Genomic DNA, 23,623 nt, shown 5'->3' with positions numbered 1-23,623 from the left:
TCGGAAGCCACACGGGCGTGCATAGTGTGGTCGGATACTCGCGCTCGAACCGGGCATCCTATGCAAGGAAATGGATACTCTCTGATTTGGAACCGCAACTCCTTTTGCCGGGGCGGGCGGTCGTGGAGGTATGACGCGAATCGCCGGACTCGCTGGCAACCGCGGTCGAAATCTCCTGCACATCGCCGACCTCACGCCCGGCGGTGGCGAACTCGCAGTCGTACTGACCACCGACGCCGACGCGCCCGTCCTCGACGCGGCGGCCGAGCGCGACATTCCGACCGAAGTCGTGGAACTCGGCGACGACGAGAGTCGGCGCGACCACGAAAAACGCGTCCTCGACGCGCTCGCCGACTACGACTTCGAGTTGGTGTGCCTCGACGGTTACATGCGAATCCTCTCTGACGCGTTCCTCGATTCGGCTCCCACGACGCTGAACGTCCACCCCTCCCTGCTTCCCTCGTTCCCCGGGATGGACGCGTGGGGCGACGCGCTCGACGCGGGCGTCTCCCTCACGGGATGCACCGTTCACGTCGTCACCGACGCCACCGACGACGACGGCGAAGTCGTCGAGTCGAAGGTAGACGGCGGACCAATCGTGACCCAAGAGCCGGTTCCGATTTACGAGGGCGACGACGCCGACTCGCTCAAGGACCGAGTGCTCTACGAGGGCGAGTTCAAGGCGTACCCCCGCGCAGTCAAGTGGTTCGCGGAGGGCCAAGCCGAGGTGGACGAAGAGGCAAACGAAGTCCGAGTCGAAGGCGACACCGACGGGACGTTCCCCGCCCGCCGGGTCGAGACCGCCGACCAGGCCGACGACCTCCGGTACGGCGAGAACCCCCACCAGGACGCCGCGCTCTACGCCGATGCGAGCAGTAGGGAGGCGAGCGTCGTCTCCGCGCCCCAACTCAACGAAGGCGCGAAGGGCATGGGGTACAACAACTACAACGACGCCGACGCCGCGCTGAATCTGGTCAAGGAGTTCGACCGACCCGCGGCCGCGGTCATCAAGCACACCAACCCCGCTGGATGCGCCACCGCCGAGTCGCTCGCCGAGGCCTACGACCGCGCGCTCTCGACCGACGCCAAGAGCGCGTTCGGCGGAATCGTCGCGCTGAATCGGAAGTGCGACGACGCCACCGCCGAGAAGATTATCGACTCGTTCAAAGAAGTCGTGGTCGCACCGGGGTACACCGACGACGCATTGGCGACCCTTCGCGAGAAGAAGAACCTCCGCGTCCTCGATGCAGGCGACGAGAGCGACTTCGGCGAAATCACGGAGACGACCACCGAAAACGACCTCGTCGGCGGAACCTTGGTCCAAGAGCGCGACCTCCAAGCCCCGACCCGCGAGGACCTCGAAGTCGTGACCGAGACCGAACCCACGGACGACCAACTCGAATCGATGCTGTTCGCGTGGCGGACCATCAAGCACGTCAAGTCGAACGCCATCCTGTTCGCCACCGGCACCGAGACGGTCGGCGTCGGCGCGGGACAGGTCAGCCGAGTCGATGCCGTCGAGATTGCGAAGATGAAAGCCGAATCCGACGCCGAGGGTAAGTCCGCCGAGGGCGCAGTGATGGCGTCCGACGCCTTCTTCCCGTTCCCCGACGCCATCGAGGCCGCCGCCGAGGCGGGCGTCGAGGCCGTGGTTCAGCCCGGCGGGTCGGTCAACGACGACGACGTTATCGAAGCCGCGAACGAACACGGCATGGCGATGGTGTTTACCGGTACTCGGTGCTTCCGGCACGATTAGTGCCGGACGCTCGGAAGACGCGGTTTGTCTTCCGGTGTTTCAGACACGACTGAACGGAGTGAAGGAGTCGTCTGAAGCTCGTCAGAGCTTGTCTCTGACGGTGTTTCCGGCACGATTAGTGCCGGACGCTCGGAAGACGCGGTTTGTCTTCCGGTGTTTCAGACACGACTGAACGGAGTGAAGGAGTCGTCTGAAGCTCGTCAGAGCTTGTCTCTGACGGTGTTTCCGGCACGATTAGTGCCGGACGCTCGGAAGACGCGGTTTGTCTTCCGGTGTTTCAGACACGACTGAACGGAGTGAAGGAGTAGTGGAAGATAGCGATTTGCTGAGACTGTTATCGAGAGTCCATCCGGCGTCGAAACTCCTGTAAGTCGTACGTGTCGTCGCCTTTCGGCAAGATTGCAACGACAGTCAATGTATCGTCGCTGATTTCGTATATAACGCGGTAGCCGCTGTTTCCCACGCGCTCTCGATAGAAATTACGCGTGCCTGACCCAGTAAGATACGTGAGGTGTTCCTGCGGGACGCGTCCCCACTGAATCTTGTCCTGCCAATCGTCGATTTTTTGGAGAATGCGTGCCGCGTGGTCGGGGTTATGCTGCTGGATAGTACCGAGGTCGTCGCGTGCCTCGGGGAGAAACCGAAGCGTCGAAGGCGCACGCGGCATACCTACTCTAGTTCGATTCCAAGGTCTTCGGCGACCACTTCGATAGACAACTGCTCCGATTCGTCTGCAAGAGACTCGATACGGTCGGCGATGACTTCCCGCTCGTCGGGAAGCATATCAGCTTCAGGCGAGTGTCGAGCGCGGTCGCCGTCGGTTGCCATGAAGAATGATTCTGCCGACCGACGTATAAATGTTGCGTCAGTGACGTAGCCAGAGCGTTCGAACCCGAACCGAATGCCGTGATTTTGGATAACAAAAGGTCTCCGCCGTCGCTCGAAGACGGATTCAAGTACGTTCACTACGAACGGTCGATGATGAGTTCCCAACGCGACGGACGGGTGAAGGCGCTCTTCGCGGGGTTCGTCCTGTCGCTGTTCGCGCTGGTCGGTCTGGTAGCGTTCGGTCTCGCCGCGGGCGTCTCGGCGCTCGCGACACCAACCGCCGGGGTGCCGCTCGTCCTCGCCCTCCTCGACGCGATTGTGCCGTACCTCGCTGGCGCGGTGGTGGTCGCGCTCCTCTCGGTCGTCCTGCTCGTCTCGCTCGTGGTGTCGATGATTCGGCGCGCGTCGTTGCCCCGGAGCGAGCGACTCGCCCGAGTCGCTCGCGGAGTCGAGCGCGTCTCCCCGCAGGCCCGCGAGAAGGGACTCGCCGAGCGGTTCGAACCGACGACCGAGGAGCGCATCGCTGACCTCAAGCGCGAGTACGTCGCGGACGAAATCGGCGAACTGGAGTACGAACGACGACTGGAGGACCTGCTGGACGAGCGTCGTGGGAGCGACGAACATGGCGTTCGCGACGAGCGCCCGCGGCGCTCGTCGCGAACCCTCGACCCCGAGTTCGAGCGGTGACGCCGAGCGCTTCGTGCTGGCCGACCGTCCGCCTGCGGTCGAGTACAAGTGAGTGTACCGCGACGAGCGCCGGAAGACGTAGTCTTCCGAGTCTGCGTTCGCTTTGCGAACGCAGACGAAGCGAGGAGCGGACCAAGGAACCTTCGAGCGAGCGGCGGGGCGGCGAAGTCGCCCCGCCGCGAGAGAGGAGGTGACGCCGGTTTTTCATCGACGTTTTGCCAGCGAGCGCCTCTCGGGGCGCGAGCGCAGCAAAAGGTCGAGTCCGACAATCTAAAGCACGCCGCCTCTGTTCACGCAGGTATGAACTACCACGAGGCGGCGAACTTCCTGTTCGACATCCGTCGCTTCCGACCCAAACCGGGGACGGATTCGACGGCCGATTTGCTGGCTCACCTCGACGACCCCCACGAAGGGGTCGATTTCGTGCAGGTCGCGGGGTCGAACGGGAAGGGTTCGACCGCCCGGATGGCCGAGCGCGTCCTGCGGGACGCCGGACTGAACGTCGGCTTGTACACCTCGCCGCATTTCGACGACGTGCGCGAGCGCGTCCGCGTGGACGGTCGGAAGATTCCGGAGGCCGCAATCGTCGAGTTCGTCGAGTCGATTCGCGAGTACGTCAACGACAAGGCGGCCGACGGGGACGCGCCCACCTTCTTCGAGACGATGACCGCGCTCGGCATCTGGTACTTCGGCCGCGAGGACGTGGACGTGGCGATACTCGAAGTCGGCATCGGCGGGAAGTACGACGCCACGAGCGTCGTGGACCCGATTGCGGCCGCGGTCACGAGCGTCACGCTCGAACACACCGGCATCATCGGCGAGACCATCGAGGAAATCGCCCGCGACAAGGCCCACGTCGCGCCGGAGGACGCGCCGCTCGTGACCGCGACCGCGGACGAGGCGCTCGCGGCGGTCCGTGAACAGGCCGGTGACGTGGTTCGTGTGGGCGAAGACGACGCCGCCGACGTTCGGGTCAGCTACGGCGGTCGGACGAACCACACCGAGGCCGCGATTTCGCTTGCGGGAGACGATTGGAGCGTCGAAACGCGAATCCCGCTTCTCGGCGAGTACCAGGCGCAGAACGCCGGAGTCGCGGCCGCGCTCGCCCGCCAAGTCGCGGACGTGAGCGAGGAGACGCTCGCTCGCGGGCTTCGAAAGGCCGACTGGCCCGGCCGCTTCGAGGTGATGGGAACCGACCCGTTCGTGGTCCTCGACGGCGCGCACAACCCCGGCGCGTGCGAGGCGCTCGCCCGGACGCTCGCGGAGTTCGACGGCGCGTACGACGACTTCCACCTCGTGTTCGGCGCGATGCACGACAAGGACCTCCGCGGGATGGCCGAGGCCCTACCCACGCCCGACCGCGTGGTTGCGACCCACCCGAACCTCGACCGCGCCGAAGACGAGGCGGTCGTCGCCCGCGTCTTCGAGGAGGCGGGCGCTGGCGAGGTCCTCACCCGGAACTCGGTCGAGGGCGCGCTGGAGAACGCGCTGAACGCGGCCGACTCGGACGACCTCGTCCTCGTCGCGGGGTCGCTCTACGGCGTGGCGGAGGCCCGGTCGCGGTGGACCCGCGCCGAGATTCCCAAGCGAATCCGGAATCTCGACGACGCCCGCGAAGCCTTGGAGGGCGCGCACGTCACCGACCCCGGCGTGTGGCGGATGCGCGGGAAGGCGGTCCACCGAGTCCTCAAGACCCGCGTGCAGGTTCGCCAAGCCCGATATCTCAAAGAGGAGATGCTCTCACTCGGCGGGGAGTGTGCGCTCTCGGGACTGAACGAGCAGGACGAGCAGAACATCGACGTGGTGCTGATGGGCACGCTGGCCCAGTTCAAGCGCCTCGGCGAGAAACTCGACGGCCAGCCCTACGGCCTGTCGGTGTTCGCCGACGAACTCCGCGAGGCGCTCGACATCCGGACCGACCCGGCCCGGCGGGGCTACCCGTGGGAGGACCGGACCGCGGTGATGGGCGTCCTGAACGTCACGCCCGACTCGTTCCACGACGGCGGCGAGTACGAACGCGTCGAGGACGCGGTGGCGCGCGCCGAGGAGATGGTCGAAGCGGGCGCAGACATCGTGGACGTGGGGGGCGAATCGACCCGTCCCGGCGCGGACGAGATTTCCGCGACCGAGGAAATCGAGCGCGTGGTTCCGGTCATCGAGCGCATCGCCGACCTCGACGCTCTCGTCTCTATCGACACCCGAAAGGCGGAAGTCGCGCGCGCCGCGCTCGACGCCGGAGCCGACGTACTCAACGACGTGTCGGGTCTCGAAGACCCAGAGATGCGGTTCGTCGCCGCCGAGTACGACGCGCCGCTGGTCGTGATGCACAGCATCGACGCGCCAGTGGTTCCGAGCAACCAAGTCCACTACGACGACGTGGTCGAGGACGTCATCGACGAACTCGAAGAGAAGGTCCTGCTGGCCGAGAAGGCCGGACTCGACCGCGAGCAAATCGTGGTGGACCCCGGATTGGGCTTCGGGAAGGCGAGCGCCGAGAGCTTCGAGCTCCTCGGCCGGACCGACGAGTTCCACGCGCTGGAGTGTCCGGTCCTCGTGGGCCACTCGCACAAGTCGATGTTCGGTCTCATCGGGGAGGACGACGACCGGACCGCGGCGACCGTCGCGGGGACCGCAATCGCGGCCGAGCGCGGCGCGGACATCGTTCGGGTTCACGACGTGGCCGAGAACGTCGCGGCAGTGAACGTCGTGGCGGCTGCAGATAACTCCAAGGACTCTCAATAGCCGACACCCCCTCCCTGATATTTTCTAAGCATTCTAGTACGGCAAAAACATATAAGCGAGGGCAGATTATTTTAGATAAATGAAATCTCGACGCAGAGGAGTACTTTTCGCTGCGTTGCTTTTCGGAGCACTACTCACGGGCGTCTACGCAAACGGTCACCTGAATTCGGTAGAGGAGGAACGAAACGCCCGCGTCGAGATCTGCGAATCGCTGCCCGAGTACGACTTCGAGCGAATGCTCTCCCGTACCGAACGCATAACGGGACAGCAACTGCAACGAAATCTCTCGATTTGTGTCGAGCGGACAGACAGTGGAATCGACACGACCCCGAATCAAGCTCAGTTCGCTTTCGTCGAGGAGGACGGCCTCCGTTTCTTCGAACTCGACGAGAGAGAGAGTTCGACAGAACGGTCATCACTAGGTCATACGACGGTCTCACCGGACGGTGGACCGGTAGAGGTGTTCCTCGCGAATCAAACAGTCGTCGAAAACGTCCCGTGGCTGTCCTACGAAGCCCTCGTCGTTCACGAACTCAGCGACGCCATCGGGATACCCGCTGCCAACGACGGAACGACCACTGGCTCGCGTTCGACCGCTCCACAGACCACGGACGAAGTGCTTGCTCGACAAGCCGTTTCGAACGGCGTCTCGCTGTACGTGGCAGACGTGTATATCGACCGGTACGGAGGACATCTGAACGTCTCAGCACTGAGCGCACCTGAGCAACAGTGGAAGCGACAGATAACCCAGTCGATGTACTACTCGGGCTACCGATACAGCAAGCAACTGGACCAGCGGAGCGTTCGCGGTACCGATATTCCAGAATCGACGGCACAACTGCTCCATCCGAACGAGACCGAACCTATCGACGAACGACTGGAGTCACCGAACGTATCCACGACTTCGCTCGAACGCGTACACACTGACCGTGTCGGTGAACTGTTTCTCCGGGAAACACTCGAAAGTAAAGGTATCAGTCCAAGCCGAGCGACCGCCGCGACCGATGGCTGGACCAACGACAGGATGGACTATTACCGGTCGAGTAACGCGACCGTCGTCACGTGGCGAGTGACGTGGGAGCGTGCAAGTCAGGCAACCGAATTCGTCGATACGTACGCTGAAGTGTACGATTTCGAGCGCGTTTCCACGCTCTCTCCGGTCTCGTGTGACGAGTCGGGCAGGTATCTCGCTCTGTCTGAGAAAACGGTGACCGTGGCCGGCTGTACCACCTAACAGCAAACGAGCGGGTCACAGCATTTGTCGATGGCTTCTTCGTAACAATCCGTGGAACCGTCGGAAAAAACGCAACACGTCCGTTCGTGTTTCGTCTGAAGGGTTCCACAGGTGAGACAACACGCACCCGGCGGGCACGTGTACCCGTCGGTTCCGCACTCCTTTTGCGGTGTAACCGTGTCATCGGTGCTCTCGCCGGTCTGAGCCGACAATTCACCGTCGTGACTGGGGTCGAGAACGGCTATCGTCTCACCCTCACGCGTACTGACCGTGGCGAAACTCCGGTCGAGTTGGGGTTCGATATTAACCCGAACGATGTGGTTCGGCGTCTTCCGGACGATGGAAATCTGTGCCGCGAACGTTCCCTCGCGTTCGGAGGCAGTCACGTACGTCCCGTCAGTAGGTTCGTTCTCTGCTGGAGCCTTCCAAAGTTGGACATCGTTGGCGGTGAAGGTATCCGAATCGACGGCCGCGACGAGACTGCTATCGGTTAGTTTATTCAAAAGCCCATTCTCGTGGTTGGCTACTGCGGTTTCTACTCCTTCGACTGTATCGTAGCCCTCCATCGCGGCTTCGGTCTGTTTTCGTATTTCGTCGGCTTCGGTGTCGGAACCGGCAGCGGCAGTACCTCCCAGACCGAGCAGGCTTCCTACCGAGACTGCGAGTCCTTTGAGTAGAGGGCGTCGGTCAGAGGACACGCTCTCGTCGTTCTCGAAAATGCTGTGTCCCTCGTGGACGCTGTTCAACATCGACCGTCGGTTCTCTTTTGGATGTTCTCTCTCGGACATCATTGGCTGTCCGACCCTGCTAAACATATATTTTTCTAACTGAAAATTATATGAATAATTATATTTTCCGTTCGGATTTTCGTGGTGCGTCTTCCTATCTCTGGGGGCAGTCGCTAGGACTCTATTCTCAACGGTTGCTCGCATACTACACCAAACTGCTAGAAAGCCTGCTCAAACAGCGAGGGTGAAAATCACAGCACCACGACCAACAGCGCGACCACCGCGACCACCGCGATAGCGCCGCCGACTAACATCGCAGGCTCCACCCAACTCATCCGCTCGCGGGCCTCGTCGTAGCTGTTCAGGTACGTCTCGATGACCGCGCGCTCGTCGTACTCGCCGAAGTTCTCGTTGCGGTCCATCCGCTCCATCTCGGCGGCGGTCACGAGCGCGTCGGTGAGTTCCTGTTCGCTCGTGGTTCGGAACGCCCGGTCCTCCTGTTCGACCAGTTCGTGGGCGCTCGAATCGACGTGGTACTCGACGACGCCCGCACACCCGCACGCGAGTGCACGCAGGAGGTCGGTCGGGAACGACTCCTTCCGGGCGGTCTGGGCGTAGACGTGCGCGCCCTTGAACGCCGCGAGTCGGTTCTCGACCGGCTGTTCGCCCGCGAACGACACCCTGTCCTCGATTCGCAGGTCCTTGACCTGTCGCTCGTAGGTGTGGCGTTCCGGACCGTCGCCGATGACGACCGCAGACCACTCGCGGTCCCGGAGTTCGGCGAGCGCCAGCAACAGGCTTTCGAGGTTGGCGTCGTCGTCGAGTCGCCGCGAGTAGACGACGTCGGCCACCTCGCGGGGTTCGGCCTCCTGAATCGCGTCGGTGTCGATGAAGTTCGGGACGACCCGGACCGCGTCGGCCTCCGCGCCAAGTTCCCGGACGCGGGTTCGAATCGTCTCGGAGGGCGCAAGAACGAGGTCGGGGAGCGTGGCGGCGAGTCGCCACTGGGGTTCGTTGGAGTCGTTCGGTCCCGGCGAGTCGTACCAGTCCACGACGAGGGGCGCCCGGAGAACGACGCTCGCGAGTTTGGCCGCGAGGACGTGAGAGGCGACCGCGCCGGTCGCCTGAATCACGTCGGGGTCGGCGGCCCGAAGCGCCGCCGGAAGCGAGAGCGCGAACCGTCGGGACTCGCCGGGCGGTTCGTCGGTGACCGCGCGATAGACGACGTCGTCCTGTTCGAAGGTCGCGTGGTCGCCGTCCCACCACTTCGCACAGCAGACGACGGGGTCGTGGCCCCGTCTGGCGAGCGCCTCGGCGGTGCGTCGAATGCGCCTGGTGGCCCCCGTTTCGTGGTGTTGGGCCACCGCCTCCGAGACGAACGCCACGCGCATACCAAGCGCCACGAAGCGCCCCATTAAAAACCCAACCCTTCGGCTTCGGGGGCGAGCGGGCCACCGTCTCGAATCGGACTCGGGAAATTCGGTCAGTCGTCGAGTTCGAGAATGAAGTCGGGCGCGGCGTCGTTCGCCCGCCGTCGCCACCGTCGCAGGTCGTAGGTGTGTCCGAGCGCGGTCACGCCGAACGTCGCGATGACGGCCAGCGCGAACTCGACGCCCGAAATCGCCGAAAACGGGTAGATGCCCTGCCAGAGCGAGGTCAGCACGACGAGGCTCGCGCCCGCGAGCGAGAGGTACAGGTGATGCCACGGCACCGAGGTGTGGGGGTCGCTCGCCAGTTGGAGGTCCATCCGGGTGGCGTGGTCGGTGGTCGCCACCAGACTCCGGTCGGCGTCGTACCGGAGGACACCGGCGGCCTGTAGCTTCGGGAGGTGAGTCTGGTGGAGCGCGCTGTACACCGACTTGCGCTCGTTCGGTGACACCTTCTCGACCGTCGTATCGTTCTCCCACGCCGCCACCTGCTCGGCGAGGTCGCCGAGTTCGACCGGGCCGCCGTGTCGCTGGAGATAGTAGATGACGTAGCGACGACGGAGGTTCTTCACGGCGTCGAAAACCTCGTCTCGTGACGGATGTGTGCTCTGGGAAGCCATACTCACCTCGGAGAACGGAAGATAGAAGCGTTCATAAACCGATTCGAACGTTTAGGACGCGAAAAAATCGTTCAGGATTTTAACACCGAATTGCGTCGGGAGCACGCCGAGGAAACTGGGCTTTGGCTCGGAACGAAACGCGGCGACGACGACTAAATTCGACGGCGGTTCGGAATCCGAGAGTCGCCCGGCGCGGCGCGGTCCGGACCGACGCGTCGGCTTCGACCTCGATTCGGGCGTCGGTCGCGGAACCGCCGATTACCGGCTTTCTGGTCGGCGTTTCTCGCGACCGACTCCGGTGTCCAAAACGCTTTCCCGCTCCGCTCGGTATCGACTCCCATGACGACGTACGATTTCGAGCGGTATCTCAACGTCAGAAGCGCACACTCCCCGTCGTTCGGCCCAGACGGCGACCGACTCTCGGTCCTGCTCGACACCACGGGCGTCCCGCAGGTGTGGCGACTCGACGCCCCGGCGACGTGGCCCCAACAGCTAACGTTCGAGGACGAGCGGGTCACGTTCGCGTCGTGGTCGCCCGAGCGCGACGAACTCGCCTTCGGGATGGACCACGGCGGCAACGAGCGCACTCAGCTGTTCCGACTCGACGGCGACGGCGAGACCGTCACCCCGCTGACCGACACGCCCGACGCGATTCACTACTGGGGCGGGTGGAACTCGGACGGCTCGAAGTTCGCGTTCGCGTCGAACCGACGCGAAGAGAGCGTCTTCGACGTGTACGTGCAGGGCCGCGACGAGGTCGGCGACCACGCCGAACTGGTCCACGAGGGCGACGGATGGCTCTCTGTCGCGGGGTGGAGTCCCGACGACGACCGCCTCGCCGTGCTCGAAGCCCATTCGAGCTTCGACTACGACGCGTACGTGCTGGACCTCGAAACGGGGGATTTCGACCACGTCACGCCCCACGAAGGCGAGGCCCGGTATCGAAACGTCAACTGGGGGCCCGACGGGGACGCGCTGTATCTCACCACCGACCGGGACGCCGACACCAGCTATTTCGCCCGGCTCGACCTCGAAGACGGCGACGTCGAGGTCGTCGAGGACGGCGGCGACTGGAACGTCGAGAGTCTGACGCTCGACGACGACACCGGACGGTTCGTCTACGGCCGGAACGTCGACGGCTACACCGAACTCACGGCTGGCGAACTCACCGGCGAGACTTCGGTCCGGGAGTTCGCCGCGCCGAACCTCCCGCGGGGCGTCTACGGCGGCGGAGCGTTCGACCCCGACGCCGAGCGGTTCGCGGTCACGGTGACGGCGAGCGCCGAGAACACCAACGTCTACGTCGTGGACGCCGAAACGGGAGCGGCCGAGCGATGGACCGACGCCGCGACCGCGGGGCTTCCGAAGGAGTCGTTCGTTCGGCCGCGACTCGTCCGCTACGAGTCGTTCGACGACCGGGCGATTCCGGGATTCTACTCGGTTCCGGCCGACGCCGAGGACGGCGAGACGCCCGTCATCGTGGACATCCACGGCGGTCCCGAGAGCCAGCGCCGCCCGTCGTTCCACCCGGTCAAGCAGTACTTCCTGAATCGGGGATACGCCTACTTCGAACCCAACGTCCGGGGGTCGTCGGGCTACGGGAAGACGTACACCCACCTGGACGACGTGGAAAAGCGGATGGACTCCGTGCGCGACGTCGCCGAGGCGGTCGCGTGGCTCGCCGACCAGCGGGCGGTCGATTCCGACCGAATCGTCGCGATGGGCGGGTCGTACGGCGGTTTCATGGTACTGGCCGCACTCACCGAGTACCCCGACCTGTGGGCCGCCGGGGTGGACATCGTGGGCATCGCCAACTTCGTGACGTTCCTCGAAAACACGGGCGACTGGCGGCGCGAACACCGCGAGGCCGAGTACGGGTCGCTCGCCGACGACCGCGAGTTCCTCGAATCCATCAGTCCCATCAACAACGTCGAGAACATCGCGACACCCCTGCTGGTGCTCCACGGCGCGAACGACCCGCGCGTCCCGGTCGGCGAGGCCGAGCAAATCGCCGACGAGGCGGCCGAGCAGGGCGTCCCGGTCGAAAAGCTCGTCTTCGACGACGAGGGTCACGGCTTCTCGAAGCTCGAAAATCGCATCGAGGCGTACACCACGGTCGCCGACTTCCTCGACCGACACGTGTAGTCGGTCGGGGGGAGTCGGTTGCCGAGGGAGGTGGCGAAACAGTCGGCCGCCGCGAGGGGTTGGCTCGACGTTAGGGGCGGCTTATATCGGTCGGCGCTCGTTAGGCATCGCCTATCGTCCAATTTGGGCGCGGTCTCGCTTCAGCGGGGCATCCACGAACGAATAACAAAACTGACTTTTTTGCCGGGTGCGTACCACGAGTACATGTCGCTCACCAAGCGTTCGCGCCGCCGTGTCGCCGACGCCATCGACCGCCTCGAAACCGAGTACGGCGCGTTCGAAGTGGTCGAGAAAACGTGGGACCACCCTCCGGAGGCGTACGAGTCGGTCGCCGACCGGTTCGACGCGGGAACCCACGGCGGTGCGGGCGCGTGGGTCCGAAACGACGCCGGGGAAGCCCTGCTCGTGCGCCACGAGGGCGCAACGGCGTGGTCGGACCCCGGCGGGAAACACGAACCGGGCGAAACGCTCGAAGATACCGCCCGACGCGAGGTGCGCGAGGAGGCGGGCGTCGAGGTCGAACTGACGGGGATTCGACAGGCACACCGAATCGCGGTTCGAGGACCCCGCGACGAGCGACCGCGAATCTATCGGCTCATCATCATTTTCGACGCCGAGTACGTCTCGGGCGACGTACGCCCGCGCGAGGGTGAGATTGCGGAGGCGAAGTGGTGGGACCGGCATCCCGACGACCTTCTGTATCCCGACCTCGCAGAATTTCCGATTTCGGCCGGGGAGTGAGTCTCCGATTTAAGTGGTCTCGGCCGTAAATCCCGGCAACGACAACGTCGCATGCGAGCTATCGCCGAATCAGACGCCCGAGACCGGGGGAGCCTCCGATGACGAGAATCCACGTGGACTGGCGGAGCAGTTGCAGTCTCGTCGGGACCGTCCTCAAGTGGCTGAGCGTTCCGCTCGTCGTCCCGCTCGCCATCGCAGTCTACGATGGGGTGGACGTGGTGCCGTTCGTCGCGACGATTCTGCTCACGCTTGTCGTCGGGTTCGGTCTCGAATCGCTGTCGGAGGACCGCGACCTCTACCCCCGGGAGGCGTTCCTGATGGTGTCGCTCACGTGGATTGCGGTCGCGGCCGTGGGCGCGATTCCGTTCGTGCTCGCGGGCAACGGCACGCTCGCCGACCCGGTCAACGCGCTGTTCGAGAGCACGAGCGGCATCACGACGACCGGCGCGACCGTCGTGGTGGACTTCTCGGTCCACTCGCGTGCGGTGATGCTGTGGCGGTCGCTCATCCAGTGGCTCGGCGGCTTGGGTATTTTGGTGCTCGCTACCGCGGTCCTCTCACAGCTCTCGGTCGCGGGTGCCCAGCTCATGGAGACCGAGACCCAGACCCGCGACGTGAACAAGCTCACGCCCCGAATCTCCGAGACCGCGCGCATCCTCTGGGGTATCTACGTCGCTCTCACGCTGGCGCAGGTCGCGATTCTCTACGCGTTTCGGCTGGTGGGTCTCGCACCCGAGATGACCCTCTACGACGCGTTCGCCCACGCGTTCACCACGGTCTCGACCAGCGGCTTCTCGCCGCGGCCCGAGAGCCTCGCGGCGTTCTCGCCGGTGGTCCAGTGGACCGTGATTCCGTTCATGGCGCTCGGGGCGACCAGTTTCGTGCTCATCTATCTCGTCCTCCAGGGCAACACCCGTCGGCTCTCCGGGTCCGACGAATTCCGGTTCTACGTCGGGGTCCTGGGCTTCTTCAGCCTCTCGGTCGCTGGGATTCTGTGGCTCGACGCGACGTTCCCCGGAGACGCCGAGGCCACGCTTCGGCACTCGATATTTCAGGTGGTCTCCATCATGACCACGACGGGGTACGCGAGCGCGAACTTCGACCTCTGGTCGCCGTCCGCGAAGAACCTCCTGTTCGTCTGCATGTTCATCGGCGGAATGGCCGGGAGCACGACGTGTTCCATCAAGGCGCTCCGGTGGCTGGTCGTCCTCAAGGCGTTCCGACGCGACCTGTTCGTCGCGGGCCACCCCGACGTGATTCAGCCGGTTCGGCTGAGCGGGCGGGTCGTGGACGAGGCGACGATTCGGGACATGTACGCCTACACGCTCGTGAGCCTCGTGCTCTTCATCGCGGCCACGATATTCGTGGTGCTCGACACCTCGCGGGTGGGTCTCGGAATCGGGGAGTTCGAGGCGATGGGCGCGGCCGCCGCGACGTTCTTCAACGTCGGTCCGGGGTTCGGAATCGCCGGGCCGTTCGGGAGCTACGTCGATTTTCCCGCGAGTACGAAGCTCGTCATGACGGTGCTGATGTGGGTCGGCAGAATCGAAATCATTCCGGTGTTGGTCCTGCTCACGCCGTCGTACTGGCTGTCGTGAGCCGGACTCATAGGGTCGGTTGTAACCATTTTCAGCAGACGTACGCTATTTCCGATGAGTCTGGCGTGAAACAGTCCGGCGACAGATGCGGGCCGGTACCGAATTACAACCGACCCTATCAGGCGTCCTCGACCGTGTCGAGGACGCGCTGGGAGAGGTCCACATCAGAGATGTCACCGCGTGCGTGGGCGCGTAGCCACTCGCTTTGGGCCCGCCACGTCCCGCGGTCGTCGCCGTCGATGTCCTCGACTCGTCCCCGAACGTCGGACGGCTCCCACCCCTCGGCCACCGAGTCGAGCAGGAGATTCAGGACGCGACCGATTTCGCGTTGCGGGACGCCCTCGCCCGGCGTGGCGGTCTCGTAGGTGATTCGGAGCGCACTCTCGGTCCGGTCGAGCGACGTGACGTAGACGCCGTGGCTCATGAGTCGGCCTTCGAGTCGGTCGTGGAGTTCGTCGGCGTCCATACGACTTCGTACGGCCCCCGGGTTGTAGTCGTTATCGAAGCCCGTGAGAGTCCCGGGGCGTGATACAGCTACACGTCACCGCGGGGTCGAGCACGTCGTCCACCGGCATGGATTCGCCGCAGTCAGTACAGACGACGCTCGTGGTCGCCGTTTGTCGATAGTATCGTACCGCTCGCGTCCCGATAATCGCTCCCGCGGCGAGGCCGACCGCCCCGACGAGCGCCTTGTCCAACAGCGCAGTCTCGCGTGCCATGCGCGGCGAAGGTTCGGCCAGTACCTTAAAGTCACTGACGCGGGGAAGACGACAGAATCCGACACGTCGGGTATCAATCTTTTTGGCGGCGACCGAAGTAGCCCGGATATGGACGATTCGCACGCGACCCATCCGACGGACGAGGGCGACGACCACCCGGTGACGGAGGTCGTCTCGCTCGTCGTCCTCGGACTGGGTCTGCTCGGACTGTTCGCCGGGTTCGAGTGGTTCTGGATGGTGTTCGTCATCGGGTTCGCGGTGCTCGTCCCTATCGTCGAAATCCTCTACGGGGACGACGAGAGCGACGACGAAACCCACGACGAGACGACCGTGTCGGGTGTGGACACCCCGAACGACCGCACCGAATCCCGACACCCCCGGTCGAAGCAGGACGCGCTCGACACCCTTCGAGACCGCTACGCCCGGGGCGACCTGAGCGACGAGGCCTTCGAGCGAAAGCTCGAACGCCTGCTCGAAACCGAGACGCCAGAGAGCGCCCGCGAGCACGTCGGTCGCGACGGGTCCGGCCGAGACGAGTCCGGTCAGGACGGGTCCGGCCGAGACAACTCGAACTCGCGCTCGACCGAGCGCGAGTTCGAGTGAAAACGCCGACTCACGAGTCGGTCGGAACCGTGTGATAAAAGGTCGGGGAGAACGGAGTGGACGTATGGTAGCAGGACCTATCGACTTCGTCATCGGGTTCGTCGTGAGCCTCCTCATCGGGGCGTTCGGCATCTACGTCGGTGCGCGAGTCATCACGGGTATCGAGGACTTCGGGTACGCCGTCATCACCGCCATCGTGGGGTCGGTGGTGTGGTGGCTGGTCGCGGTGTTCCTCGGCTGGATTCCGCTCCTCGGACCGTTCCTCGCGCTCGTCGCGTGGATTTGGGTCATCAACGTCCGGTACCCCGGCGGGTGGGTGAAGGCCATCGGCGTCGGTCTCGTGGCGTGGCTCTCGGTCTGGGTCGTGCTGGTCGCGCTCAGCACGCTCGGCCTCCTGACGCCCGACGCGCTCGGCGTGCCGGGGATGTAGCTACTTCTCGTACCCTAACTCCTCTCCCACGAGGTCCGCGGCGTTTCTGACCGCACCCACCGACGAGAGGTATCCCGCGCCCACGGTCGTCTTGAGCGCCTTCGCCGCCCGGCCCGTGACGACCGTCGGTCCGACCTGTGCGACCGCGCCGTCGCCGACCGACACCAGCCACCCCGGCGAGTCGAACGCGAACGGGTCGAGTCGGGGGTCGAAGATGTCGTCGTCCTCGCGGTCGTGTTCGACGAGTCTGGCGAGATTGTCGGCGACGGTTCGGGCCTCCCGGACCGCGGCCTGCGCGCTCGCCGGAACGGGTTCACCGTCGGCGTCCACGACACGGGCGGCGTCGCCGACCACGAACGTCGAGTCCGAGACTCGGAGCGTGTTTCTGACCTCGGGACGCTCGCCGTCGAGCGCGTTCGGGCCGCGGATGCCGCCGGTCCAGACGAACTGCTCGTAGTCGATGGATTCGCCGGATTCGAGTTCGACCGTTTCGTCGGTCGCACGCGAGACGGTGGCGTTCGTCAGAATCTCCACCCCGCGGGCTTCGAGTTCGTCGCGAACCGCAGTCTGGAAGTTCTCGGGGAACGCGGGCGCGACCGAGTCGAACTGTTCGAGCAGGGTGATTTCCACGTCGTCGGTCGCGTTCTCCTCGTCGGCGAACGCGGCCAGTTCCCCCGCGACTTGGATGCCGGAGAGTCCCGCACCGCCGACCACGACGCGGGTCTCCGCATCTCGATTTTCGGCGCGGTCGAGCGCGTCGAGGAATCCCTCGCGGATGCGCTCGGCGTCCCTAACCGTCTTGAGCGGCGCGGCGTGTTCCTCGACGCCCGGCAGGTCGTAGAAGGCGGTCTCTGCGCCGAGGCACACCGCGGCGTAGTCGTACTCGACGGTCTCGCCGCCGTCAAGCGTGACGACGCTTCCTTCGGGGTCCACGTCCGCGACCTCGGCCTGCCGAACCTCCGCGCGGTCGAGCACGTCTTCGAGCGGGACCACGATGTCGTCGGCCAGCGACGGCCTGCGGACGACCCGGTGGACCTCGTGCTGGACGAGGTGGCTTCCGGTTCGCTCGACGACGAGGAGGTCGATGTCGTCGGGGACGGTGCGTTCGAGTTTTCGGGCGAGGGTCAGTCCGGCGTAGCCCGCGCCGAGGACGCAGATTCGCATCTGGTCGGGGATAGGTGGCGAACGGGTTTAGAAGTATGGCCATCGTCGGTGATTCGGTCCGCCGCCGTCTCGTTGGTAGATGCGTACTCGATACACCTCCCGTATACACTTACAGAGTAACGTCTATTACATTGGGTACACTCTGTACTCCCGTGTCAATCGACATCGGGACGTTCGAGGAGAAGACCGAACGCGAACTCGCGGACATGACCAACGCCGAGCGCGTCCTCCGATTTCTCGCGCACAACGACGACCGCGCGTTCAAACCCGCCGAAATCGCCAGTCAGACCGACGTGAACAGAAATTCCATCGGAAACGTCCTCTCGCGCCTCGAAGACCGAAATCTCGTCCGACACAAGGGACCATACTGGGCCATCACCGACGAGGAGACACGACTCGCATCGTTCAGCGCGTACTTTCGGACGACTTCGGCGCTCAACGAGCGACTCGGCGAGGAAGACCCCGAGGAGTGGGCCGCCCACGCGCCGGACGAACCGCATCCGAACGCTGAGCGGGAGGACGAAAGAGAATGAACTACGACCGCGGCGATGTCGTCTACGGCGAAGACCCGTTCGACAACGGGACGGACGCCCGCCCGTGGCTACTCGTCTCCGACGACTCGCATCCGTTCTACGGAGGGCAGTACATTGCGCTCACGCTCACGTCGAAATCGTGGTACGACGAGGGATTCGAACTCCGTGACGAACACTGGCTTCGCGGTGGCATGCCTGAGAACAGCAAAGTCGTGACGTGGGGCCACGCTTCGCCTGCCCACGACGACCTCGACCACGACCGCTGGCAGGGGACGCTCAAAGCCGAAGCGGTCGATGCCTGTGTCGAGCGTGCTGTGGACTACATGGGGCTGTGACGCCGATTCAGAACAGCGCTTCGCTCTCGTCCAGAATCTCGGCGGGACCGCCGACCTCCCACACCATCGTCTCGGTAGCGTGTTCGGTGACGACTTCCTCGACCTGTTTGGCGTACTCGGCAGTCGTGTTGACGTAGACACTCGCGCCCGTGTCGGTCGAGAAGTAGACGGGGACGCCGTCGTCTCGCAACTCGCGCACCGCGTCGAAGATTTCGAGGGTCGCGGGCTTCCAGTACACCCACCCCGCCGGGCCGGTCATGGTGGTGGCCGCGAGCGAGAGCGAGTCGTGTTCGGCAGTCTCGAACACTCGGTCGAAGTCGCCCTCGCGCAGGGCGTCGCGCATCTCCGCGAGCTGGCCGTGGATGTGAGCGAGTCGGGCTTCGAACATGTGGCTGTCGGCGGCCTCGCGGTGGGCGTGCTCGGTCTCTTTGTAGGCGGGAACGAGGCCCGCGACGATTCGCACGTCGTCTTCGAGCGGCGAGTCGAGGCGCTCGGAGCGACAGTCCTCGTCGTTGAGTCCGGCGTGGAGGTCCGAGAAGCCGCCCGTGACAGCGCGGGCGGCCGACGACGAACCCAGTCGCGCGATGGTCGAAATTTCCGGGCGCGTGAGGTCGAGGTCGGCGGCTTCGGTGAGGGCCATCGCGGCCGCCGCGAATCCCGACGATGACGAGCCAAGCCCCACGTTCGACGGGAAGGAGTTCTCGCTTTCGAGGTGGACTGGGTACTGGGCGTGGTCCGCGTCCGCGAGTTCGCGCACGCGGGCGAGGACGGCCGCCACCCGGTCGGCCTCGTGGTCGGCGAGTTCGTCGCCGCCGACGACGAAGGTGTCCGAGTCGAGGTCGGGGTCGAACTCGACCGTCGTCTTGGTGTGACTCGGCGCGGTGCAGAGGCTGATGGAGTCGTGGTACGGCAGTCGAAGTTCCTCGTCGCGCATCCCGTGATACTTGACGAGACCCTGAATCGGGTGGGCCTTCGCGGTCGCTTTCATGCGTGGACAGGTGTGGGTCGGGGGGTTAAAACTCTCGAAACGCCGACAGCGATGAACGAACGTTATCGTTTCCTCCTCCAAATCGAGAGTGAGCGCGAACGACATGAGGACAGACGTGAAGCTAGCTACTCCCGTCACATATGAGACCGCACCACGTCCTCCCCAACCGACTGCGCTTCTCGGGGACTCACTTCGTTCGTCCCCTGCGGTGCTCGTCCCTCGCGCGGTTATGTCGCGCCACAAGGGCGCGACCCCGCGCGCCACGCCGGAGGTGAAAATACGCGAAACCCCCTCCGAGGGTCACGGCGCGCGCTGGCGCGACCCGGCGGTTTTGGGTCGCGCCCAAAGCGCGCGAGGTCTGCGGGAGCGAAGCGACCGCAGGCTCGGAAGACGCGGTTTGTCTTCCGGCGGATGACCGAACGAGTGAAACGAGTGAGGGAATCGGCTGGGGAGGCGTGTGGCCCGCGGTCGCGGTGCTGTGCGGTCTTCATAGGTACCGGGAGTAGCTAGCTTCTACTCTATCGTCCTCTTCGACCTCGGACTCTGACCTCCCGTCCTGCTCAGACGCTTCGACGCTGTTCTAATCCCGATAGCCAAATCGAACAGCCGAAAAGTAGCCCCATCACGCGCACAACGAACAAGATTCAAACCGGACCCACACGACCACTCCCGTATGGGAACTCCACGCGACACGCGCGAAGACCAAGTCGAAGCCGTCCTCGAACGCCTGTACGACGCCTACCCCGACTCCACAATCTCGCTGAACTTCTCGAACCGACTCGAACTCCTCATCGCGGTGATGCTCTCGGCACAGTGTACCGACGAGCGCGTCAACAAGGAGACCGCCGACCTGTTCGAGAAGTACGACACCGTCGAGGATTACGCGAACGCGGACGAAGACGAACTCTCCGAGGACCTCAACTCCATCACGTACCACAACAGCAAGGCCGACTACATCGTGACCTCGGCGCAGATGATGTTAGACAAGTACGGCGGCGAAGTCCCGGACACGATGGACGACCTCACCGAACTGAAGGGCGTCGGGCGCAAGACCGCCAACGTGGTCCTCCAGCACGGCCACGATATCGTGGAGGGCGTCGTGGTCGATACGCACGTCCAGCGAATCTCGCGACGACTCGGGATTACCGAAGAGCACACCCCGAAGAAAATCGAGCGGGATTTGATGGAAATCGTGCCCGAGGACGACTGGCAGCAGTACACCCACCTGTTCATCAGTCACGGGCGGGCGACCTGCACCGCGCGCAATCCGGACTGCTCGGACTGCGTTCTCGAAGACCTGTGTCCGTCCTCAAAACTCGATAGCGACGTAGACCTCGCCAGCGGCGAGGCGTGGGGGTGAACACCCTCCGGTGGAGATAAACGTATTTCTCGGTCGGGCCCGTACTGTCGGTCGAGACGCATGAAACGGCTCGCGCCCGTCGCGACGGCACGGACGGTCGAGCGCGCGATTCGGGCCGCAATCGTCGCCGTGTTCGGGGTCGGCGTCCGCCAGCGAGACCCCGGCGCGGTGGTGAACGCGGTCCTCACGCTCGGCGTGACGTACCTCCCCGGACTGGTCGAACGTCGGTACAGTGTGAAGTTCCGACCGTGGCAACGCCTCTACGCGGGCGTCGCGATGCTCGCACACGCCGTGGGGATGCTCGGGCCGTACGACGCCCAAGGCCGGTGGGACAACGTCACGCATACTCTCTCGGCGTCGCTTCTCGGCGGGGTCGCCCACGCCGCGGCCCGGCGGCGGGGACGCGACCCACGGCCGCGCGTCCTCGCGGTGGTGGTCTGCGGCGGGGTCGTGTGGGAACTGCTGGAGTACGCGATTCACGCCGTGAGTCGCCGATTCGGTTTCGAACCGATTCTCGTTCCCTACAGCGCCCGCGACACGGTCTCCGACCTACTGTTCAATCTCGTTGGCGCGCTCCTCGTCGTCGCGTTCGGCGACCGACTCCTCCGAAACTTCGCTCCCGAGCGCGACTGACGCGGCGCGCGCCGCGTCAGTCGCGCAGAAGGGCGACGGCTGTCCAGATATACGACGGTCGCGTAGATACGCGACAGGCTTCTCAGGCGTACAGCACGTACTCCACGAGATATCGCACCATGCCGATAATCCACGCCAACACCCAGAAGAAGACGTAGCCGACGACTCCGATTCGGAGGCGACTCCGCCACGCACCCATGTTCTCGTGGAGGTCCCCGATGTCCACGTCGTCGTCGGGGTCGTGGTACAGGTCGTGTTGGTGTTTGACCTGGAAGATGCGGACGATGCCGGTCAGCGCGAGGAGCAACATCGCGTACGCCTGCAGGCCGAGAAAAACGTGGACCGCGGTCAGGCCGCCGATTTGGCTCAGGAACCGCGGGGCCATCCACGTCACGACCGGAATCGTCGTGAGCGCGAGACCCACCGCGATGAACTTCAGATGGTGGGTCAGCACGCCCCACGTCACCGTCTCTTGGTTCAGGATGTACCACGCGCCGTAGAGGTAGAACGGAAAACTCGCGGTGACGGCGAGCGCGACCACGGTCGCCACTATCGCGTCGCTGACCATACGCGGCGCTTGGGAGCGAGGGGGATTAAGGCGTGCGGAACGCTCGCCGGGGTCGGGCACGCTCGTCTCGCCCCGAAACGCTCGCTCGACCCCGAAACCCTCGTCCGAGACAGAAGCGTTTAGCCCATCGAAACCAAACCTTCGACCAATGGCCGACCCCGAGAGCGAGTCGCCGCGCGACGACGCCCAGGTCAGCGACGAACGCGAAGTCGCGGCGTCGGCGGACGCCCGCGGCGAAGTTGACGGTCGCGACGAGGACGACCGAGAGACCGACGAGTCCGACGGCCGCGAGGAGGCCGACCGCGAACGACTCCGCCAAGAGGTCGAGGAGAAGTACGACTTCGAGGAGTTCGGCCCGCGGGAGATGGCCGAGATGAGCTACGAGGAGTGGGACGCCGCGTTCGACCACGACTCGTGGATTACGGGCGACGAACTCCTCGACCGGGTGGGCAGGGACCTCAAGAGTCGGGTCGCCGACCGCGACGTGTTCGCAGTCGTGGAGTACATCGAACAGGACGGCGAGACCCACCTGCTCGCGTACTCCGACGAGGGGTACGCCGTGGTCTACCCCGACGGGACCGTCGAGGGACGGGGGACCGTCCTCCGGGACGTGAAACCGTCGGTCGCGCTCGCGTCGATGGAGAGCTACGAAGTGCCCGACGCGCCCGACGGCGACGTGCTCCCCGAACCCGCGGAGGTGCCCGAAGGGTCGGGGCAACTCGGGAATCAGTTGATGCAGATAATCGCGGCGGTCCACGTCCTCGCGGGAGTTTCGCTTCTCGTGCTGTCGGTCGCGCTCGCACTCCCCGTCATCGCCATCGTGGCCGGGTTCGGCTTCCTGCTGTTCGGCGTCTTCGTCTTCCTGCTGGTGGCGAACGCTCGCCTCTCCGATAGATTCCGGGCCGAGGAGTACCGGAACCGACTCCGTGCGGTCGGTCTCGAGAAGGGCGACCACCCCGAGTTTCTGGCCGAGGAGGGCGTCGAAGGGGTCGGCGACGCGTCCGGGCCGTCCGACGACGAAAACTGAGCCCTCGCGGGGTGTCCTGCCCGACGCCTCAGTCCGGCGTCATCGGTGGCTTTAAGCAAGTCGTGCCCTGAGTTCGAACTGTATGAAGAGGCGGGAATTTCTGATGGCAGCCAGCGGTGTTGCTGGTGGGGCCGCCGCGGGCGCGCAAGCGGTGGGTGCCCAGGACACGACCACGTCCGACGGCAACACCACGACTGCCTCTGGGAACGAGACGACGACCGCCGCCAACGAGACCGCGACGGGCAACGAGTCCGACTCCGGGGCCGGAGGCGGTGGCGGTGGCGGCGGACCGACCGAGGAGGTGACGGTCGGTCCCGGTGGGAGCCTCGTGTTCGAGCCTGCCGAACTGACCATCGAGCCTGGAACGACGGTCCAGTGGGTCTGGGACTCGGACAATCACAACGTGGTTCCGAGCAGCCAGCCGGACGACGCCGACTGGAGCGGGACCGAAGGTGGCGACGACCAGACGTACGACACCGGCCACGAGTACGAACACACCTTCGAGGTCGAAGGTGACTACGAGTACTACTGCACGCCCCACGAGACGGCCGGAATGGTCGCCAGCATCACGGTTCAAGAAGGTGGTGGCGGCGGCGGTGGCGGCGGAACTGCCGAGGAAGACCCCGAACACATGGGCGTGGCGTTTCAGGCCCACTTCGTCGGTCTCGCGACCATCCTCATGGTCGTCGTTTCGCTCGTCTACACCTTCTTCACCGTGAAGTACGGCGAATCGCCACACGCCAAGGGAGGTAACTAA

25 protein-coding genes are annotated in these 23,623 nt (G+C 64.7%); 15 read left to right on the top strand and 10 right to left on the bottom strand.

Annotation, left to right across the window (positions count from 1 at the left end; all coding sequences use genetic code 11):
• Nucleotides 1-130 precede the first annotated feature (130 nt).
• A complete protein-coding gene (gene purH / locus EKH81_RS12005; RefSeq protein ID WP_132057691.1) occupies nucleotides 131-1,756 on the top strand; it encodes a bifunctional phosphoribosylaminoimidazolecarboxamide formyltransferase/IMP cyclohydrolase in 1,626 nt (541 codons plus the stop codon).
• A gap of 334 nt (nucleotides 1,757-2,090) precedes the next feature.
• Here the strand turns inward: purH and EKH81_RS19860 are convergent, their stop codons facing one another.
• Both EKH81_RS19860 and EKH81_RS11995 read right to left on the bottom strand, forming a co-directional pair.
• Nucleotides 2,091-2,423, bottom strand: a complete 333-nt coding sequence (locus EKH81_RS19860) for a type II toxin-antitoxin system RelE family toxin (protein WP_132057690.1) — start codon at nucleotides 2,421-2,423, stop codon at nucleotides 2,091-2,093.
• Nucleotides 2,424-2,425: 2 nt separating this feature from the next.
• The gene (locus EKH81_RS11995) at nucleotides 2,426-2,584 is read right to left on the bottom strand and encodes a hypothetical protein (protein WP_162224608.1); all 159 of its coding nucleotides are present in this window, start codon (nucleotides 2,582-2,584) and stop codon (nucleotides 2,426-2,428) included.
• Nucleotides 2,585-2,737: 153 nt separating this feature from the next.
• Between EKH81_RS11995 and EKH81_RS11990 the strand changes: the two genes are divergently transcribed.
• The 3 genes from EKH81_RS11990 to EKH81_RS11980 all read left to right on the top strand — a co-directional run bounded on the left by EKH81_RS11990 (nucleotide 2,738) and on the right by EKH81_RS11980 (nucleotide 7,247).
• The gene (locus EKH81_RS11990) at nucleotides 2,738-3,271 is read left to right on the top strand and encodes an SHOCT domain-containing protein (protein ID WP_132057689.1); all 534 of its coding nucleotides are present in this window, start codon (nucleotides 2,738-2,740) and stop codon (nucleotides 3,269-3,271) included.
• A gap of 300 nt (nucleotides 3,272-3,571) precedes the next feature.
• Nucleotides 3,572-6,013: a dihydropteroate synthase gene (gene folP, locus EKH81_RS11985; protein WP_132057688.1), complete on the top strand. Its 2,442-nt coding sequence runs from the start codon at nucleotides 3,572-3,574 to the stop codon at nucleotides 6,011-6,013.
• A 79-nt stretch (nucleotides 6,014-6,092) separates the two neighbouring features.
• On the top strand, nucleotides 6,093-7,247 hold the full coding sequence (locus EKH81_RS11980; protein ID WP_132057687.1) for a hypothetical protein: 1,155 nt from the start codon (nucleotides 6,093-6,095) through the stop codon (nucleotides 7,245-7,247).
• Here EKH81_RS11980 and EKH81_RS11975 read toward each other — a convergent pair.
• The 3 genes from EKH81_RS11975 to EKH81_RS11965 all read right to left on the bottom strand — a co-directional run bounded on the left by EKH81_RS11975 (nucleotide 7,244) and on the right by EKH81_RS11965 (nucleotide 10,022).
• Complete coding sequence (locus EKH81_RS11975; protein WP_132057686.1) at nucleotides 7,244-8,035, bottom strand: hypothetical protein; 792 nt, start codon at nucleotides 8,033-8,035, stop codon at nucleotides 7,244-7,246. The genes EKH81_RS11980 and EKH81_RS11975 overlap by 4 nt on opposite strands.
• A 191-nt stretch (nucleotides 8,036-8,226) precedes the next feature.
• A complete protein-coding gene (locus EKH81_RS11970) occupies nucleotides 8,227-9,366 on the bottom strand; it encodes a glycosyltransferase (protein ID WP_132057685.1) in 1,140 nt (379 codons plus the stop codon).
• A 92-nt stretch (nucleotides 9,367-9,458) separates the two neighbouring features.
• Complete coding sequence (locus EKH81_RS11965) at nucleotides 9,459-10,022, bottom strand: DUF7344 domain-containing protein (RefSeq protein ID WP_132057684.1); 564 nt, start codon at nucleotides 10,020-10,022, stop codon at nucleotides 9,459-9,461.
• 339 nt (nucleotides 10,023-10,361) lie between these two features.
• Here EKH81_RS11965 and EKH81_RS11960 point away from each other — a divergent pair, with 339 nt between their 5' ends.
• The 3 genes from EKH81_RS11960 to EKH81_RS11950 all read left to right on the top strand — a co-directional run bounded on the left by EKH81_RS11960 (nucleotide 10,362) and on the right by EKH81_RS11950 (nucleotide 14,506).
• The gene (locus EKH81_RS11960) at nucleotides 10,362-12,167 is read left to right on the top strand and encodes a S9 family peptidase (protein WP_132057683.1); all 1,806 of its coding nucleotides are present in this window, start codon (nucleotides 10,362-10,364) and stop codon (nucleotides 12,165-12,167) included.
• A gap of 204 nt (nucleotides 12,168-12,371) precedes the next feature.
• Nucleotides 12,372-12,908 (top strand): NUDIX hydrolase, encoded by a 537-nt coding sequence (locus EKH81_RS11955; protein WP_132057682.1) that lies wholly within the window; start codon nucleotides 12,372-12,374, stop codon nucleotides 12,906-12,908.
• A 98-nt stretch (nucleotides 12,909-13,006) separates the two neighbouring features.
• Nucleotides 13,007-14,506 carry a TrkH family potassium uptake protein gene (locus tag EKH81_RS11950; protein WP_132057681.1) on the top strand — a complete coding sequence of 500 codons (1,500 nt, stop codon included), beginning with the start codon at nucleotides 13,007-13,009 and terminating at the stop codon, nucleotides 14,504-14,506.
• Between the two features lie 118 nt (nucleotides 14,507-14,624).
• On the opposite strand, the gene EKH81_RS11945 is transcribed toward EKH81_RS11950, so the two are convergent.
• The gene (locus EKH81_RS11945) at nucleotides 14,625-14,972 is read right to left on the bottom strand and encodes a DUF8159 domain-containing protein (RefSeq protein ID WP_132057680.1); all 348 of its coding nucleotides are present in this window, start codon (nucleotides 14,970-14,972) and stop codon (nucleotides 14,625-14,627) included.
• A gap of 31 nt (nucleotides 14,973-15,003) precedes the next feature.
• Nucleotides 15,004-15,225 carry a hypothetical protein gene (locus tag EKH81_RS11940; RefSeq protein ID WP_132057679.1) on the bottom strand — a complete coding sequence of 74 codons (222 nt, stop codon included), beginning with the start codon at nucleotides 15,223-15,225 and terminating at the stop codon, nucleotides 15,004-15,006.
• 108 nt (nucleotides 15,226-15,333) lie between these two features.
• On the opposite strand from EKH81_RS11940, the gene EKH81_RS11935 reads away from it, so the two are divergent.
• Together EKH81_RS11935 and EKH81_RS11930 are read left to right on the top strand one after the other, a co-directional pair.
• The gene (locus tag EKH81_RS11935; RefSeq protein WP_132057678.1) at nucleotides 15,334-15,828 is read left to right on the top strand and encodes an SHOCT domain-containing protein; all 495 of its coding nucleotides are present in this window, start codon (nucleotides 15,334-15,336) and stop codon (nucleotides 15,826-15,828) included.
• A gap of 64 nt (nucleotides 15,829-15,892) precedes the next feature.
• Nucleotides 15,893-16,258 carry a hypothetical protein gene (locus EKH81_RS11930; RefSeq protein ID WP_132057677.1) on the top strand — a complete coding sequence of 122 codons (366 nt, stop codon included), beginning with the start codon at nucleotides 15,893-15,895 and terminating at the stop codon, nucleotides 16,256-16,258.
• On the opposite strand, the gene EKH81_RS11925 is transcribed toward EKH81_RS11930, so the two are convergent.
• A complete protein-coding gene (locus EKH81_RS11925) occupies nucleotides 16,259-17,422 on the bottom strand; it encodes an NAD(P)/FAD-dependent oxidoreductase (RefSeq protein ID WP_132057676.1) in 1,164 nt (387 codons plus the stop codon).
• A gap of 152 nt (nucleotides 17,423-17,574) precedes the next feature.
• On the opposite strand from EKH81_RS11925, the gene EKH81_RS11920 reads away from it, so the two are divergent.
• Nucleotides 17,575-17,955, top strand: a complete 381-nt coding sequence (locus EKH81_RS11920; RefSeq protein ID WP_132057675.1) for a MarR family transcriptional regulator — start codon at nucleotides 17,575-17,577, stop codon at nucleotides 17,953-17,955.
• Complete coding sequence (locus EKH81_RS11915) at nucleotides 17,952-18,290, top strand: type II toxin-antitoxin system PemK/MazF family toxin (protein ID WP_132057674.1); 339 nt, start codon at nucleotides 17,952-17,954, stop codon at nucleotides 18,288-18,290. The genes EKH81_RS11920 and EKH81_RS11915 overlap by 4 nt, the downstream gene beginning before the upstream one ends.
• Before the next feature lie 7 nt (nucleotides 18,291-18,297).
• Here the strand turns inward: EKH81_RS11915 and mvaD are convergent, their stop codons facing one another.
• Nucleotides 18,298-19,278 (bottom strand): phosphomevalonate decarboxylase MvaD, encoded by a 981-nt coding sequence (mvaD, locus tag EKH81_RS11910; protein ID WP_132057673.1) that lies wholly within the window; start codon nucleotides 19,276-19,278, stop codon nucleotides 18,298-18,300.
• Between the two features lie 673 nt (nucleotides 19,279-19,951).
• Between mvaD and nth the strand changes: the two genes are divergently transcribed.
• Nucleotides 19,952-20,638: an endonuclease III gene (nth, locus tag EKH81_RS11905; protein ID WP_132057672.1), complete on the top strand. Its 687-nt coding sequence runs from the start codon at nucleotides 19,952-19,954 to the stop codon at nucleotides 20,636-20,638.
• Nucleotides 20,639-20,698: 60 nt separating this feature from the next.
• On the top strand, nucleotides 20,699-21,271 hold the full coding sequence (locus EKH81_RS11900) for a DUF2238 domain-containing protein (RefSeq protein WP_132057671.1): 573 nt from the start codon (nucleotides 20,699-20,701) through the stop codon (nucleotides 21,269-21,271).
• A gap of 82 nt (nucleotides 21,272-21,353) precedes the next feature.
• Here the strand turns inward: EKH81_RS11900 and EKH81_RS11895 are convergent, their stop codons facing one another.
• Nucleotides 21,354-21,839, bottom strand: a complete 486-nt coding sequence (locus tag EKH81_RS11895; protein WP_132057670.1) for a DUF7321 family protein — start codon at nucleotides 21,837-21,839, stop codon at nucleotides 21,354-21,356.
• 148 nt (nucleotides 21,840-21,987) lie between these two features.
• On the opposite strand from EKH81_RS11895, the gene EKH81_RS11890 reads away from it, so the two are divergent.
• A complete protein-coding gene (locus EKH81_RS11890; protein WP_132057669.1) occupies nucleotides 21,988-22,866 on the top strand; it encodes a DUF7319 domain-containing protein in 879 nt (292 codons plus the stop codon).
• An 82-nt stretch (nucleotides 22,867-22,948) separates the two neighbouring features.
• Nucleotides 22,949-23,623, top strand: coding sequence for a plastocyanin/azurin family copper-binding protein (locus EKH81_RS11885; RefSeq protein WP_132057668.1), 675 nt, complete (start codon nucleotides 22,949-22,951; stop codon nucleotides 23,621-23,623).

Source organism: Halorussus amylolyticus, assembly GCF_004143485.2.
Lineage (GTDB): Archaea > Halobacteriota > Halobacteria > Halobacteriales > Haladaptataceae > Halorussus > Halorussus amylolyticus.
This window is presented reverse-complemented; position numbering and strand designations above follow the sequence as displayed.